The following is a 17,788-nucleotide window of genomic DNA, read 5'->3' as shown; positions in this document are numbered from 1 at the left end:
AGGCTTTCGAGCTCGCCCAAGATGAGTTCGGGAGGCATGCCCCCACTGTGTCGTTCGGTGCATCTGACGCACCCGATGTTGCGTTCGGTGCGTTGGACGCACCCAACGCCACATCGGGGCGCTTTGCCCGCCGTCGGAACGAGGCGCACGGTCATGGGCGCCTCAGGCTTCCTGGTCGGAGGCGAGGCTTTCGAGCTCGCCCAGGATGAGTTCCTCGACGGTGCCGGCGAGCCCGGTGACCGTGCGTGCGGTGAGCACGTCGGCCGGGGTCACCCGGACCGCGAACAGTGCGCTCGCCTTGGCCGCGATGTGCAGGCTCTTCAGCGAATCGCCGCCGAGGGCGAAGAAGCTGTCTTCGGCGCCGACGCGGGCCGTGCCGAGAACCTCGGCCCAGATCGCCGCGAGGGCGCGTTCGGTGTCGGTCGCCGGCTCGACGTGCCCGGTCGCGGCGGCCGCCGGTGCCGGCAGTGCCCGCCGGTCGAGCTTGCCGTTGGCGCTCACCGGGATGCGGTCCAGTGCGACGAACGCCGAGGGCACCAGGTAGTCCGGCAGCACGCCGGTCAGGAACTCGCGCAACTCCGAAGCTTCGGCGTCCGAAACCACGTACGCCACGAGCTGCTTGACGCCCGGCTGGTCCTCGCGGACGACGACCGCCGCCTGCGTCACCGCCGGGTGCCGGGCCAGCACCGCCTCGACCTCGCCGGGTTCGACGCGGAAGCCGCGCAGCTTGACCTGGTCGTCGGCGCGGCCGAGGAACTCCAGCGTGCCCACCGCCGTCCAGCGGACGACGTCCCCCGTGCGGTACATGCGTTCCCCGGGCGGACCGGCCGGGTCGGCGACGAACCGGTCGGCGGTCAGCCCGGGCCGGCCGCGGTAGCCGCGGGCCAGGCCCGCGCCCGCGAGGTACAGCTCCCCCGGGACGCCCGGCGGCACCGGGCACAGCGAGCGGTCCAGCACGTACGCGCGCATCCCGCCGAGCGGGCTGCCGATCGGGATCCGGTCCGGGACCACGTCGGCCATCGGGTGCGCGGTGGCGAACGTCGTCGTCTCGGTCGGGCCGTAGCCGTCGACGACCCGCAGCCCCGGGCACGCGGCCAGGACCCGGCGCACCGCGGCGGCGGGCACGACGTCGCCGCCCGTCCAGATCTCGCGCAGCCCCGCGAAGCAGTCCGGGGTTTCCTGCGCCAGCACGCGGAACAGGCCCGCGGTCAGCCACATCGCGGTCAGCCGGTGCTCACGGATCAGCGCCCGCAACGCCACTTCGTCGACGCCGTCACCGGGCGCGGCGACGACCGTGCCGCCGGTCAGCAGCGGCACCCACAGCTCGTACGTCGTCGCGTCGAACGCCAGCGGCGAGTGCAGCAGGACCCGCTCGTGCGCGCCGCCGCGGAACCGCTCGTCCGCGGCCAGCGCGGCGACGTCGCGGTGGCGCACCGCGACACCCTTCGGCGTACCGGTCGAGCCGGAGGTGTACATGACGTACGCGATCTGCTCCGGGTCGACGGCGACCACCGGGTCGGTGTCCGGCTCGTCGTCCACGGAGGACAGCAGGATCGTGTTCGCGTGCGGGTACTCGTCCTCCGCGACGACGAACCGGACGCCGTCCAGCAGCAGCCGCTGCCGGTCCAGAGGCGCGCGCGTGTCGAGCGGGAGGTAGGCCCCGCCCGCCTTGACCACCGCGAGCTCGGCGACCACCGCGCCGGCCCGCCCGACGGCGAGGCCGACCGGCTCCTCCGGCCGCAGCCCGAGCCCGACCAGCCGGTTGGCCAGCCGGTTCGCGCGCCGGTTCAGCTCGGCGTAGCTGATCGCGAAGCCGTCGAGGACGGCCGCGACCGCGTCCGGCCGGGTGCGGACCTGCTCGGCGAACAGCTCCGGCAGCGAGCGCGACGGCGGCTCCGCGCCGGTCGTCGTCCACTCGCGCAGCAGCCGGTCCTCGGCCGGGGAGAGCATCCGGACCGCGCCGACCGGGCGGTCGCCGTCGGCGGTCAGCTCACGCAGCAGCGTCAGCAGGTGCCCGGCGAGCCGGGTGGCCGTGGCGGCGTCGAACAGCGCCGGGTCGTACCCGAAGTCGACCGCCAGCTCGCGGCCCGGCGAAGCGACGACGGTGAGCGGGAAGTTGGTCGTCTCCCGCGCCGACAGGTCGCGCACGGTCAGCCCGTGCCCGGCTTCGGCGGCGGTGATCGGGTAGTTCTCGAACACCACCAGGCTTTCGCACAGGTTCACCCCGCCCGGCAGCCCGGCCCAGGCCTGGACCTTGGCCAGCGGGAGGTGGCCGTGGCGGCGGGCCTCGGCCTGCGCGGCCTGCAGGGCGGCCAGCCACCCGGCCACCGCGGCACCGCGGTCGACGGCGACCCGGACCGGCAGCGTGTTGATGAAGATGCCGGTGATCTCGTCCACGCCCGCGATCTCGGCCGGGCGGCCGGACGCGGTCGCGCCGAACACGACGTCGTCGTGCCCGCTGTAGGCCGCCAGCAGCAGTGCCCACGCGCCCTGCAGCACGACGTTGTGGGTGAGGCCGTGCCGTTTGACGAACGCGTCGAGCCGCGCGGTCCCGGCTTCGGCCAGGTGCACCGGCAGCCACTCGGAGGAGCAGGGAACACTCCCCGACGCCCGGTCGCCCGGGATCGGCGTGGGGCCTTCGACCCCGGCGAGCGCCGCGCGCCAGAAGCGTTCGGCTTCCGCCTGGTCGTGCCCGGCCAGCCAGGCCAGGTAGTCCCGGAACGGCGGCCGGGTCGGCAGCGGCTGCCCGGCGTAGGCGGTGCAGACGTCCGAAAGCACCTGGAAGACGCTCCAGCCGTCGAGCAGCACGTGGTGGAACGTCCACAGCACCTGGACTTCCGTCGCCGACACCCGGGCGAGCGTGACCCGCATCAGCGGCGCGACAGCGAGGTCGAGCCCCCGCGCTCGGTCCTCGGCGAGCAGCCGCGGCAGTTCCGCGGCCGCGTCGAGGCCGGTCCAGTCGAGCCGGCGGACCGGCAGCCGCACCCCGTTCCGCACGATCTGCAGCGGCTCCTCGACGCCGGCCCAGACGAAGGCCGTGCGCAGGACCGGGGTGCGGTCGACGACCCGCTGCCACGCCTCGGCGAGCCGGTCCGGGTCGGTGACGCCGTCGAGCACGAACGTCGCCTGCTCGACGTACATGCCTTGCTCGGTCTGGGAAAGGCCGTGGAAGACCATCCCGCCCTGCATCGGGGTGAGCGGGTAGACGTCCTCGACCGCCCGGCCGTCGCCGGCCAGCTCGTCCACTCCCGCCTGGTCGAGCGCGGCGAGCGGGAAGTCCGACGGCGTGCGGCCGCCGGCGGCCGGCTCGGCGCAGTGGGCGATGATCTCCCGCAACGCGGCCAGCATCCGGTCGGCCAGCGCCTCGACCGTCTCGCGGTGGTGCAGGCCGGTGGCGTGCGACCAGGTCAGCTCCAGCGTCCCGCCGGTGACCCGGCCGACCACGTCGAGCGCGTGGGTCCGGGGCGCGTCGGGATCGACGTCGGCGTCGAGCGCGCCGGTCCGGAACGAGCCCTCCGTGGTGTCGTCGAAGCGGCCGAGGTAGTTGAAGCTCACCAGGGGATCGATGTCCGGGGCGGTGCCGGTCAGGTACCGCAGAGCGCCGTAGCCGATCCCCCGCCGCGGCACCGCGCGCAGCTGCTCCTTCACCGCCTTGAGCGCCTCGCCCCAGTCTTCGGGGACGTCGAGGGCGATCGGGAACATCGTGGTGAACCAGCCGACCGTCCGCGAAAGATCGACGTCGTCGAACAGTTCTTCGCGGCCGTGGCCTTCGAGGTCGATCACCGGCGCGTGGCCGGTCCAGTCGTGCAGCACGCGGCCCAGCGCGGCCAGCAGGACGTCGTTGACCTGCGTGCGGTAGACGTCGGGAACGTCCCGCAGCAGCGCGCGCGTCTCGTCGCCGGTGAGCCGGACGGTCACCTCGGCGGTCCCGTCGATCGTGGCCGGCCCGTCGCCGTCGATGGGCAGCGGCGGCACCGGCGGGAGCGCCTGCCAGTGGTCCAGCTCGTCGTCGAACCCGCCGGCCTCGGCGTGCCCGGCCAGCCGCCGGGCCCAGTCGAGGTACGACGTCGTCTTCGGCCCGAGTTCGCCGCCGCGGTAGGCGGTTTCGAGGTCCTCCAGGAGGATCCGCCACGACACGCCGTCGACGACGAGGTGGTGCACGGCCAGCAGCACCCGCCGCCCGTCGAGCACCGCGGCCAGCAGCGGCCCGTGCCCGGCGTCGAAATCGACGTCGTCGGTGAGCAAGCGCGCCGGCCAGACCGGTTCGCCGTGCTGGACGCGTCCGCGTGGGGTCTGCTCGAACCGCAGGCGGAGGGCGTCGTGGTGGGCCCAGACCGCGTCGAGGGCCCGGCGCAACGCGGGCAGGTCGACGTCTTCGGCGAACTCCAGCACCACGCGCTGGTCGAACCGGGCCGGCTGGGTGGCGAAGTACCAGCGCTGGATCGGGGTGAGCGGGGCCGTGCCGGTGACCGGGCCCTGCTCGGCGCGCGGCCCGGCTTCACCGCCGGCGTGCGCGGCCAGCGCGGCCAGCGTCGGGTGCCGGAAGACGTCGTGCGGCAGCAGGGTCAGCCCGGCCCGGCGGGCCCGCGACACGACCTGGATGCTGAGGATCGAGTCGCCGCCGAGTGCGAAGAAGTTCGCGTCGGCGCCGAGGTCGCCGGTGCCGAGGACGTCGGCCCAGATCGCGGCCAGCGTCCGCTCGGCTTCGGTGGTGAGGGCGGTGCGCGCGCCGGCCGCGCCGAACTCCGGTGCGGGGAGGGCCCGCCGGTCGAGCTTCCCGTTGACGGTCAACGGGAAGCGCTCGAGCCGGACGAACGCGGCGGGCACCATGTAGTCGGGCAGCGTCCGGCCGAGGAACGCGGCGAGGTCGTCCGCTTCCCCGGTGTAGTACGCGACGAGCCGCTTGATCCCGTGGTCCTCCCGGGCCAGCACGGCGGCCTGGCCGACGCCCGGGTGGGCGGCCAGCGCGGCCTCGATCTCGCCGGGTTCGATCCGGAACCCGCGGACCTTGACCTGCTCGTCGGCGCGGCCGGTGTACTCCAGTTCGCCGCGGGCGTTCCAGCGGACGAGGTCGCCGGTCCGGTACATCCGCTCCCCCGGCGGCCCGAACGGGTCGGGCCGGAACCGGTCGGCGGTCAGGCCGGGATCGCCGAAGTACCCGCGAGCCAGGCCCGCGCCGGCCAGGTGCAGCTCGCCGGGCGCGCCCGGCGGCACCGGCCGCAGGTCCGCGTCGAGGACGTAGGCCCGCATGTTGTCCAGCGGCTTCCCGATCGGGACGGCTTCGGGCACCGCGCCCGGCATCGGGTGCGACGTCGCGAACGTCGTCGTCTCGGTCGGGCCGTAGCCGTCGACGACGGCGGTCTCCGGGCAGGCTTCCCGCACCCGGCGGACCGCGGCGGCGGGGACGGCGTCGCCCCCGGCCCAGACTTCGCGCATCCCGCGGAAGGTGTCCGGGGCTTCCTGGGCCAGCAGCCGGAACAGGCCCGCGGTGAAGAACGCGCCGTGCACGCGGTGCTCGGCGATGATCCGCCGGTAGGTCTCGACGTCGAGGTCGCCCGGCGGGGCGACGACGACCGTGCCGCCGGACAGCAGCGGCACCCAGAGTTCGTACGTCGAGGCGTCGAACGCCGGGGACGCGTGCAGCAGCACCCGCTCGTGCGCGGCGAACCGCCGGTCGAAGGCCAGCGCCACGACGTCCCGCTGGCGCACGGCCACGCCCTTCGGCCTGCCCGTCGAGCCCGAGGTGTACATGACGTAGGCGAGGTTCTCCGGAACGGCCTGCCGCGGCGAGGCTTCCGCGCGCGGACCGCCGGGCACCACCAGGTGTCCACTGTGGACTTCGGTGGCGGCCGCCGAGCGGTTCTCGTCGGTGACGAGGATCGGCACGCCGGTCAGCAGCGTCTTCAGCCGCGGGGCCGGCGCCCGGGTGTCGAGCGGCAGGTACGCCGCCCCGGCCAGGACGGTGGCGAGTTCGGCGACGACCAGGTCCGGCGAGCGGTCCAGCAGCACGCCGACGACCGTCTCGGGCCCGGCGCCGAGGGACGCCAGGTGCCGGGCCAGCCGACCGGCGCGCTCGGCCAGCTCCGCGTAGCTGATCTCGACGTCGTCGCCGGCGAGCGCGACGGCGTCCGGGGTCCGGGCCACCTGCGCGGCGAACAGCTCGGCCAGCGTGCCGTCCGGCACCGGGTGGGCGGTGTCGTTCCAGGCGACGAGCACCTGGTGGCGATCCGCCGCGGTCAGCAGGTCGATGCCGTCGAGCGGGCGGCGCAGGTCCTCGGCGAAGGCGTCGAGGACGCCGATGAGCTGCCGGGCGATCCGCTCGGCCGTCGCGGTGTCGAAGAGGTCCGGGTCGTAGCCGACGTCGAGGGTGATCCGCTCCCCCGGCGAGGCGACGACGCTCAGCGGGTAGTTGGTCGCCTCGGCGGCGTCGACGTCGCGCAGCCGCAGCCCCTGTGCCGCGCCCGCGGCCGCGTCGACCGGGTAGTTCTCGAAGACGACGAGGCTGTCGAAGAGGCTCCCCGTGGTCCCGCTCCACGCCTGCAGCTTCGTCAGCGGCAGGTGCCCGAACCGGCGGGCCTCGACCTGCCGGGCCTGCAGCGCGGCGAGCCAGTCCGCGACCGGCGCGCGGTCCGCGGTGACCCGCACCGGCAGGGTGTTGATGAAGATGCCGGTGATCTCGTCGGCGCCGGCCAGGTCGACCGGGCGGCCGGACACGGTGGTGCCGAAGCAGACGTCGCGTTCGCCGCTCAGCCGGGACAGCAGCAGCGCCCACGCGCCCTGCAGGACGGTGTTCATCGTCAGGCCCGCGCGGCGGGCGGCGTCCTGCAGCCGGGCCGAGCTTTCCACCGGCACGCGCAGCCACTGCGACGAGCGGGTCGCGTGGGCGTGGGCCGGCGCCCGGTCGAACGGCAGCCGGGCGGGCGCGGCGAGGTCGCCGAGTTCACCGCGCCAGTACCGTTCCGCCTCGGCGTCGTCCTGGCGGGCGAGCCAGCCGACGTAGTCGCGGAACGGCGGCCGCTCGGGCAGCTCGCCACCGGCGTAGGCGGCGAAGACGTCCGACAGCACGCCGAAGACGCTCCAGCCGTCGAGCAGCACGTGGTGGAACGTCCACAGGACGCGGACTTCGGTGTCGGAGAGCCGCACGAGGGTCAGCCGCTGCAGCGGGCTCGCGGTGAGCTCGAGGCCTTCGGCGCGGTCGGCGGCGACGACGTCCTGCCAGGCCTGGTCCTGCTCGGCACCCCGCCGGTCGAGGTGGGTGACGGGCACGGTGACCTGCCGCTGCACGACCTGCACCGGCTCCGGGACGCCTTCCCAGACGATCCGCGTGCGCAGTACCGGCGTCCGGTCGACGACCCGCTGCCACGCCCGGGCGAGCGCGCCGGGATCGGTGACGCCTTCGAGGACGAACGCGACCTGCTGGAAGTAGACGCGCTCCTCGCGCTGGGCGAGGGCGTGGAAGACCATGCCGCCCTGCATCGGGGTGAGCGGGTAGATGTCCTCGACCGCCCGGCCGTCCCCGGCCAGTTCGTCCACAGTGGACTGATCGAGCCGCAGCAAGGGGAAGTCGGACGGCGTCCGGCCGCCCGCGTCCGGCTGCGCGCAGTGCCGGACGATTTCGCCCAGCGCCGAGGCCATCCCGGCGGCGAGGCGCTCCACAGTGGACTCCCGGTGCACGCCTTCGGCGTAGTACCAGGTCAGTTCCAGCTCGCCGTTCTCGACGCGGCCGACGACGTCGAGCAGGTGCGCCCGTGCCGAGCGCGGGCTCTCGTCGGACTCCAGCCGGCCGGAGCCGAACTGACCGAGGTAGTTGAAGCTCACCTGCGGGTCGATCGCCGGGACCGTCCCGCTCAGGTACCGCAGGGCGCCGTAGCCGACGCCGCGGCGCGGCACCGCGCGAAGCTGCTCCTTCACCGACTTGAGCGCGGTGCCCCAGTCGTCGGGGACGTCCAGCGCGACGGGGAAGACGCTGGTGAACCAGCCGACCGTCCGCGACAGGTCGACGCCGTCGAAGACGTCCTCGCGGCCGTGGCCTTCCAGGTCGACGACGGGCACCCCGCCGGTCCAGTCGCGCAGCACCCGGCCGAGCGCGGTCAGCAGGACGTCGTTGACCTGCGTGCGGTAGGCCGCGGGCACCTCGCGCAGCAGTGCTCCGGTCTCCGCGGCGGAGAGCCGGACGGTGACCGAGCGCATCGAGGCGACGGTGTTCGGCCCGGCGCCGTCGACCGGGACCGAGGTCTCCCCGGTCAGGCCGCGCCAGTGGCCGAGTTCGTCGTCGAACCCGCCGGCCGCCGCGTGCTCGGTGAGCCGGGTGGCCCACTCGCGGAACGACGTCGTGCGCGGCCCGAGGTCGATCGGCTCGCCGGTCAGCGCCTGGGCGTAGCCGCGGTCGAAGTCCTCGGCGAGCACGCGCCACGAAACGCCGTCGACGACGAGGTGGTGCACGGCGAGGCGGACTTCGCTCGCGGAAACGTCGAGGCGCACCAACGGGGTCTCGGCGCCGACCGGGCCGTTCTCCTGCTGCTCGCCGGTGAACCGCATCCGCAGGGCGTCGTGGTGCTCCAGCAGCGCCTCGACGGCCTGGCGGGCCGCGGCGACGTCGACCTGGTCCGGCCCGAGGCGGACGAACTGGTGGAAGTGCGCCGGCTCGGCGGTCTGGGTCGCGAAGAACCAGCGCTGGATCGGGGTGAGCGGGACCGGGCCGCTGACCGGGCCGCGGTCGGCGACCTCCTCGGCGGCGCGGGCGGCCACCGCGAGCGCGGCCGGGGTGCGGTGGGTGAACAGGTCGCCGGGCAGCAGTTCCAGCCCGGCGCGCCGGGCGCGGGACACCACCTGGATGCTGAGGATCGAGTCGCCGCCCAGCTCGAAGAAGTCGTCGGTGGCCCCGACGCGTTCGACGCCGAGCACCTCGGCCCAGATCGCGGTCAGCTCCCGTTCCCGGTCGGTGCGCGGCGCGACGTGGTCGTGGCCGCCGAAGTCCGGCGCGGGCAGGGCCTGGCGGTCGAGCTTGCCGTTGACGTTCACCGGGAAGCGGTCGAGGCGGACGAACGCGGCCGGGACCATGTAGTCCGGCAGCGTCCGGCCGAGGAACTCGGCCAGGCCCTCGGTCTCGCCGACGACGTAGGCGACCAGCCGCTTGACGCCGCCGTCCGCGCGGGCCAGCACCGCGGCCTGCACGACGGCCGGGTGCTCGCCCAGCGCGGCTTCGATCTCGCTCGGCTCGACGCGGAAGCCGCGCACCTTGACCTGCTCGTCGACGCGGCCGACGAACTCGAGCGCGCCCTCGTCGTCCCAGCGCACGAGGTCGCCGGTGCGGTACATCCGCTCCCCCGGCGGCCCGAACGGGTCCGCGACGAACCGCTCGGCGCTCAGGCCGGGGCGCCCGAGGTAGCCGCGGGCCAGCCCGGCGCCGGCGATGTGCAGCTCGCCGGGCGCGCCCGGCGGGACGAGCCGGAGCTCGCCGTCGAGGACGTAGACGCGCGTGTTGTCCAGCGGCGCGCCGATCGGCACGACGTCCGGGACCTCGCCGGGCAGCGGGTGCACGGTCGCGAACGTCGTGGTCTCGGTGGGCCCGTAGACGTCGGCGACGAGCGTGTCCGGGCAGGCCGCCTGGACGCGGCGCAGGGCGACCGCGGGCACGGCGTCCCCGCCGGTCCACACCTCGCGGACGCCGGCGAAGACCTCCGGTGCCTCCTGGGCGACCAGCCGGAACAGGCCGGTGGTGAGGAACGCGCCGGTCACGCCGTGGGTCGTGAGCACCCGGCCGAGCGTGTGCACGTCGAGGTCGCCGGGCGGGGCGAGCACGACCGTGCCGCCGTTGAGCAGCGGCACCCACAGCTCGTAGGTGGCGGCGTCGAACGCCTGCTGGGAGTGCAGCAGCACGCGGTCGTGCGCGGCGAAGCGCCGGTCAGCCGCCAGCGCGGCGACGTCGCGGTGGCGCGCGGCCACGCCCTTCGGCGTCCCGGTCGAGCCCGAGGTGTAGATGACGTACGCGAGCTGGTCGCGGTGGGTCGGGACGGCCGGCGGGGTCGCCGGGGCGTCGCCGGAGCCGGTGACGATCACTCCGCTGTGGACGTCTTCGGCCGTGGCCAGCCACTTCTCGTCGGCCACCAGGACGTCCGCACCGGCCTCGCGCAGCAGCAGCCGCATCCGCTCGGCCGGGGCCCGCAGGTCCAGCGGGAGGTAGGCGCCGCCGGCCTTCACGATCGCCAGCTCCGCGGCGACGAGGGCGGGCGAGCGGCCCATCAGCACCGCGACCCGGTCTTCCGGCCGGACGCCGAGCTCGAGCAGCCGGTGGGCCAGGCGGTTCGACCGCGCGTCCAGCTCGGCGTAGGTGACGGACTCGTCGTCGGTGACCAGCGCGACCGCGCCGGGGTCCCGCCGGACGGCGGCGGCGAACAGCTCGGGCAGCGTGTCTTCCGGGATCGGGCACGCCGTCGCGTTGCGGTCTTCCAGCAGCTCCCGGGTCTCGGCGGCCGACAGCATCGGGATCCGGGTCACCGGCTCGTGCGGGGCGGCGGCGAACCCGCGGACCAGCGCGGCGAGGTGGTGCGCCAGCCGCCCGGCGAGCGCGGGGCCGATCAGGTCCGGGTCGTGGTTCAGCACCAGCGACAGCCGGCGGCCCGGGTAGGCGACGACGCCGAGCGGGTAGTTGGTGCGCTCGGCCGCCCGCACGTCCCGCAGCCCGGGTACCTCGGCGGCGGGGTAGTTCTCGAAGACGACGATGCTGTCGAAGAGGCTCTGCCCGGAGCTTTCGCCGAGGGCCTGCAGCCGGGTCAGCCCGAGGTGGCCGAACCGGCGCGCCTCGGCCTGGTTCGCCTGCAGCTCGCGCAGCCAGTCCGCGACCCCGCGGTCGCGGTCGAGGCGCACCCGCACCGGCAGCGTGTTGATGAACAGGCCGGGGATGTCGTCCGCGCCGGGCAGTTCGGCCGGGCGGCCGGACACCGTGGCGCCGAAGCACACCTCGGCCTCGCCGCTGTAGCGGGCCAGCAGCGCCGCCCAGGCCCCCTGCACGACGGTGTTGACCGTCAGGTGGTGCCGCCGCGCGAACGCCTGGACCGCGGCCGAAGCCTCGTCGTCGAGCTCGACCGGGATACGGCCGGTGGAGCTGGCCGTGTGCGCGCGGGTGGCGGTCCGGCCGCCCGGCAGGGGCGTCGGCGCCACGCCGGCGAGTTCGGCGCGCCAGTGCGCTTCGGCGCGCTCGTCGTCCTGCGCGGCGAGCCAGGCGGCGTAGTCGCGGAACGGCCGCCGCGCGGGCGGCTCCGCACCGCGCAGCACGGCGAGGACGTCGGACAGGACGCCGAAGACGCTCCAGCCGTCGAGCAGCACGTGGTGGAACGTCCACACGACCCGCACCGAGGTGGCCGAGTCCTTCGCGATGACCAGCCGCATGAGCGGCGCCCGCGTCAGGTCGAGCCCGTCGGCGAGGTCGCCGGCCAGCAGCCGCCGCAGCTCCGCGTCGGCGTCCACTGTGGACCAGTCCGGGTAGGACACCGGGACTTCCGCGCTCCGCTGGACGATCTGCAGCGGCTGCGGTACGCCCTCCCAGACGATCCGGCTGCGCAGCACCGGCGTCCGGTCGACGACCCGCTGCCAGGCCTCGCCGAGCCGCCGTGGGTCGGACACGTCGTCGAGGGTGAAGGAGATCTGTTCGAAGTAGTTGCGGTCGCCGCGGCGGGCCAGGCCGTGGAAGACCATCCCGGCCTGCATCGGGGTCAGCGGGTAGGCGTCCTCGACGCCGTCGCCCAGCGCGTCCACCCCGGCCTGGTCGAGCCCGGCGAGCGGGAAGTCCGACGGCGTGCGGCCGCCCGCGCCCGGCTCGGCGCAGTGCCGGATGATCGCGCGCAAGGCGTCGAGGAAGCTCTCGGCGAGCCGCGCGACGGTGGCCTCGTCGTGCACGTTTTCCGCGTAGTGCCAGGTGAACCCGAGGGTGTCGCCGTCGGCCTGGCCGACCACGTCGAGCAGGTGCGGGCGGCGGTCGGCGAGGTCGGCGTCCAGAGACACGTCGCCGGGCGGACCCGCGTAGAAGTCACCGGGGAGGTCGAACCGGCCGAGGTAGTTGAAGCTCACCTGCGGGTCGACGGCCGGGGCGGTGGCGGTGAGGTACCGCAGCGCGCCGTAGCCGATCCCCCGCCGGGGAACCGCGCGCAGCTGCTCCTTCACCGACTTCAGCGCCTCGCCCCAGTCCTCGGGGACGTCGAGGGCGACCGGGAACATGCTGGTGAACCAGCCGACCGTCCGCGACAGGTCGACGCCGTCGAACAGCTCTTCGCGGCCGTGGCCTTCGAGGTCGATCACCGGCACCTCGCCGGTCCAGTCCCGCAGGACCCGGCCCAGCGCGGCCAGCAGGACGTCGTTGACCTGCGTGCGGTAGACGTCCGGGACCTGCCGCAGCAAGGCCCGCGTCTCCTCGGCCGACAGCCGGACGGTGACCGCGCGCTCCTGGGCGACGCTGTTGGGCCCGGTGCCGTCGACCGGCAGCGGGGTGACGGCGGGCAAGGCTCGCCAGTGGTCCAGTTCGTCGTCGAAGCCCCCGGCGTCGGCGTGCGCGGCCAGCCGGGCGGCCCACTCCTGGACCGAGGTGGTGCGCGGCCCGAGGTCCTCGCCGCGGTAAGCGGTTTCGAGGTCCTCCAGGAGGATCCGCCACGAGACCCCGTCGACGACGAGGTGGTGGGCGGCCAGGTGCAGCACGCGGCCCGACAGCGACCAGCGCAGCAGCGAACGCCCCTCGCCGGCGGCGTCGTTGTGCAGCCGCCACGTGCCGCCGTCCCGGGTGAACCGGGTCCGCAGGGCGTCGTGGTGCTCCGCCAGCGCGGCCATCGCCGCGGTGAGCGCCGCCACGTCGACGTCCTCGGTCAGCTCGACCGCGATCGCCTGGTCGAACCGCTCCGGCACCCGCGCGGTCTCGAAGAACCAGCGCTGGATCGGGGTCGGGACGACGGCGCCGGACACCGGCCCGCGCACCGGGGCCGCCCCGGCCTCGGTGACCACCGCGGCCAGTGCCGCGATCGTCTGGTGCCGGAACAGGTCGGCGGTGGTCACCGCGAGCCCGGCCCGCCGGGCGCGGGCACTGACCTGGATGCTGAGGATCGAGTCGCCGCCGAGTGCGAAGAAGTTGTCGTCGACGCCGACGCGGTCGACGCCGAGCACCTCCGCCCAGATCCCGGCGAGCACGGCCTCCCGCTCGGTGCGGGGCGCGCGGCCACCGGCCTCGAACACCGGTTCCGGCAGCGCGCGCCGGTCGACCTTGCCGTTGGCGCTCAAGGGCAATGCGGTCAGCACGACGATGGCCGAGGGCACCAGGTAGTCCGGCAGCGTGCGTCCCAGCGCGCCGCGCAGCGCCTCGGTGTCCACTGTGGTCTCCCCGGCCGGCACGACGTAACCGACCAGCCGCTTGCGGCCGCCGGTGACCCGCACCGCGACGACGGCCTGCGCCACCGCGGGTTCGGCGGCCAGCGCGCGTTCCACCTCGGCCGGTTCGACCCGGAAGCCGCGGATCTTGACCTGGTCGTCGGCGCGGCCGGCGAATTCGAGGGTCCCGTCGGTGCGCCACCGGGCGCGGTCGCCGGTGCGGTACATCCGCTCGCCGGGGATCCCGAACGGGCAGGCGACGAACCGGTCGGCGGTCGCGCCGGGCCGGCCGGCGTACCCGCGGGCGAGGCCGGGCCCGGCGATGCAGAGCTCGCCGAGCGCGCCGCGCGGCACCGGGCGCAGGTGCTCGTCCAGCAGGTACCCGCGCATGCCGTCCAGCGGAGTACCGATCGGCACGGTTTCGGGCACCGCGCCGGTCATCCGGAAGGACGTCGCGAACGTCGTGGTCTCGGTCGGGCCGTACCCGTCGACGACGGCCAGGCCGGAGCAGGCGGCCAGGACGCGGCGCACGGCGTCGGGCGGGACGACGTCCCCGCCGGTCCAGACCTCCCGCAGCCCGGTGAAGCAGTCCGGGGCGTCCTCGGCGAACAGGCGGAACAGCCCCGCCGTGAGCCACATCGCGGTGACGCCGTGGGCCGCGGTGAGCGTCCGGACGACGTCGGCGTCGAGGTCACCCGGCGGGGCGACGACGACGGTGCCGCCGGTCAGCAGCGGCACCCAGAGTTCGTAGGTGGACGCGTCGAACGCCAGCGGCGAGTGCACCAGCACGCGCTCGTGGGCGCCACCGGCGAACCGCGGGTCGGCGGCCAGCGCCACGACGTCGGCGTGCCGGACCGCGACCCCCTTGGGCAGTCCGGTCGACCCGGAGGTGTACTCGACGTAGGCCAGGTTCTCGGGGTCGATCGCGACGTCGGGAGCGGTCGCCGGCTCGTCCACATCGGACACGATCAGCGTCTGTCCGTCGTGGACGGTCGTCGCGGTGCCGTGCCACCGCTCGTCGGTGAGCAGGAGATCGGTCCCGTCGAGCAGCAGCCGCAGCCGGTCTTCCGGGGCGCGCAGGTCCAGCGGGAGGTAGGCGCCGCCGGCCTTGAGGATCGCCAGCAGGGCGACGACGAGGTCGGCCGAACGGTCCATCAGCACGCCGACGCGGTCCTCGGGGCGGACGCCGAGCCCGGCCAGGCGCCCGGCGAGCCGGTCGGCTCGGACACGCAGTTCGCCGTAGTCCCAGCGGATGTCGCCGCAGCGCACGGCGGGTGCCTCGGGCCGGCTCGCCGCGACGCGGTCGAAGACGTCCGTGACGGTGTCCCCCGGCGGGTCGTCCACCGCGGCCGGGAGCAGGAACCGGCGGTCGTCCGCGGTGAGCAGCGGGAGCGCGCCGATCGCGCGGGCGGGGTCGGCGGCGATGCCTTCGAGGAGCACTTCGAGGCTCGCGGTCAGCCGGGCGATCGTGGCCGCGTCGAAGAGCGCGGTGGCGTACTCCACGGTGACCCGCAGGCCGTCCTCGCGCGGCCAGAACTCGATCACCAGGTCGAACCGGGCGGACGGGCGCGGCAGGTCGTGCTCGCGCACCCGCAGCCCGGCCACCTCGCGCGGTCGGACCAGCGGCGTCTGCAGCACGACCACGGCCTGCACCAGCGGCGTCCGCGACGGGTCGCGGTCGGGCTGGACCTCCTCGACCACGCGGTCGAAGGGGACGTCGCCGTGCGCGAACGCCTCCAGCACGGTCTCCCGGAACGCGGCGAGGAAGTCCGTGAACGGCCGGTCACCGTCCACAGCGGACCGCAGCACGAGGGTGTTGACGAAGAACCCGGTCAGCGCTTCGAGTTCGGGCCGGTCTCGCCCGGCCACGGCGGTGCCGACGGCGATGTCGCGCTGGCCGCCGTAGGCCGCCAGGAGCAGCTGCACGGCCGCGGTCAGCGTCATGAACGGCGTCGCCCCGAGCGGACGGCCGGCTTCGGTGAGGCGGTGCACGAGACCGGCGGGCAGGTCGTGGTGGTGGACGGCGCCCGCGGTGTCGCGCTGCGCGGGGCGTGGGCGGTCGGTCGGCACACCGAGCGGCTCGAGGCCGTCGAGCCGTTCGCGCCAGTACGTGGCCTGGCTGTCCACTTCGGACTGATGTTGCCAGCGCGTGTAGTCGCCGTAACCCAGCGGGAGCGGCGGTAGGGTGGCTCCGGCGTACAGGTCGAGGAGTTCGCCGGTCAGGATGCCGATCGACCGGCCGTCGGTCACGATGTGGTGCTGGCACAGCACGAGCAGGTGCTCGCCCGGTTTCTGCGGGTAGAGCACGGCCCGGGTCAGCGGCCCGGTGCGCAGGTCGAACGGGGTGCCCAGCTCGGCCGCGAGGACGTCGTCGTCCGCCGGGGTTCCGGCCAGGCGCAACGGGATCTCGCCGGCCGGGGCGATCCGCTGGACGCCTTCGCCGTCGACCGCGTCGAACGTCGTGCGCAGCGACTCGTGGCGGGCGCACAACGCGGCGAGTGCCCCGCGCAGGGCGTCGACGTCGAGCGGGCCGGACAGCGTGAGCCCGACGGCGGTGTTGTACTCGGCGCTGCTGCCGACGAGCTCGTCGAGGAACCACAGGCGCCGCTGGGCCGGGGACAGCGGGAGCACCTCGGCGGGCGGGGTGACCGGGATCGCCGCGTCGTCGGCGCGCGGCGCGTCTTCGATCAGCCGGGCCAGCCCGGCGACGCTCGGCGCGTCGAACACCGCCCGCGCTGAAAGCCTTACGCCGAACGTGCGGCGCAACCGCGACAACGCCTGCACGGCGAGGATCGAGTCGCCACCGATGGCGAAGAAGTCGTCGTCGGCGCCGAGGCCGGGTACGCCCAGCACGCCGGCCAGCACGCGGGCCACCTCGCGTTCGGCCTCGGTCCGCGGTTCGGCGCCGCGCTCGCCCGGGTCCGCGGGCGGCGCGGGCAGCGCCCGGCGGTCAACCTTCCCGTTGCCGCTCAACGGAAGCGCGTCGAGGACGACGAAGACCGACGGCACCATGTAGTCCGGCAGGGCCGCGCCGACGACGTCCCCCAGGTCGCCGAGCACGGCGCCGGGAGCCGCGACGACGTAGCCGACCAGCCGCTTGGCGCCGGGCCGGTCCTCCCGGGCCACGACGACGGCCTCGGCGACACCGGGCGCGGCGGCGAGCACGGTCTCGATCTCGCCGAGTTCGACGCGGAAGCCGCGGACCTTGACCTGGTCGTCGGCGCGGCCGAGGAACTCGAGCTCGCCTTCGGCGTTGTGGCGCACCAGGTCGCCGGTGCGGTACATCCGCTCGCCGGGCGCCCCGGCCGGGTCGGCCACGAACCGGTCCGCGGTCGCACCGGGCCGCGCCCAATAGCCGCGGGCCAGCCCGGCCCCGGCCAGGTGCAGCTCGCCGGGTTCGCCGGGCGGGACCGGGTTCAGCGCGGCGTCCAGCACCCGCACGCCGACGTCGTCGAGCGGGCGGCCGATCGGGACCGCGTCGGGCACCCGGTCCGCCGACGGCATCCGGTGGCTGGTGGCGAAAGTCGTGGTTTCGGTGGGGCCGTACCCGTCGACGACGGTGAGGCCGGGGCAGGCGCCCAGCACCCGCCGCACGGCCGCGGCCGGGACGACGTCCCCGCCGGTCCAGACCTCCCGCACGCCGCGGAAGCAGTCCGGCGCTTCCTGCGCCACGACCCGGAAGAGCCCGGCCGTCAGCCAGAGCGCCGTGACGGCGTGCCGCTCGACGAGGCCGCGCAGGGTCTCCACGTCCAAGTCGCCGGGCGGGGCGACGACCACCGTGCCGCCGCTCAGCAGCGGTACCCACAGCTCGTACGTCGTCGCGTCGAACGCGGCCGGCGAGTGCAGCAGCACCCGGCGGTGCGCGTCGCCGGCGAACCGGCGGTCCGCGGCGAGCGCCGCCACGTCCCGGTGCCGGACCGCCACGCCCTTCGGCGCGCCGGTCGAGCCCGAGGTGTGCATGAGGTAGGCCAGCCGGTCACCGTCCACATCGGGCAGTGCGCGGTCCCGCTCCGGGAGTTCCTGCCCGGCGACGACCACGGGTCCACCGTGGACGCGGGCGGCGCGCTCGGGTTCGTCGGTCACCAGCACCGAAACCCCGGCCGTGGCGAGCACCAGCCGGAGCCGGTCGTCGGGGGCCCGCAGGTCGAGCGGCACGTAGGCGCCACCGGCCAGGACGACCGCCAGCTCGGCGACGACGAGCTCGGCCGAGCGCCGCAGCAGCAACCCGACCCGGTCCTCCGGGGACAGTCCCAGCCGGAGCAGGTGGGCGGCGAGCCGCTCGGCGCGCTCGGCCAGCTCGGCGTAGGTGAGCCGATCGGCACCGTCCACCGCGACGGCGCCGGGGGTTTCGCGGACCCGGGCGGCGAACAGCTCGGTCAGGACCCCGGTTCTCGCCGGGGTGTCTTGCACGGTCATCGTCGGTCGTACCTTCCGGGCGCAG

General features: G+C 75.1%; 1 protein-coding gene. It reads right to left on the bottom strand.

Going from position 1 to position 17,788, the window contains the following annotated elements; genetic code table 11:
* Nucleotides 1–162 precede the first annotated feature (162 nt).
* Nucleotides 163–17,763, bottom strand: coding sequence for a non-ribosomal peptide synthase/polyketide synthase (locus AB0B33_RS27485; protein ID WP_360776938.1), 17,601 nt, complete (start codon nucleotides 17,761–17,763; stop codon nucleotides 163–165).
* Nucleotides 17,764–17,788 lie beyond the last annotated feature (25 nt).

The organism is Amycolatopsis sp. NPDC049159, from assembly GCF_040648295.1.
Lineage (GTDB): Bacteria > Actinomycetota > Actinomycetes > Mycobacteriales > Pseudonocardiaceae > Amycolatopsis > Amycolatopsis pretoriensis_A.
This window is presented reverse-complemented; position numbering and strand designations above follow the sequence as displayed.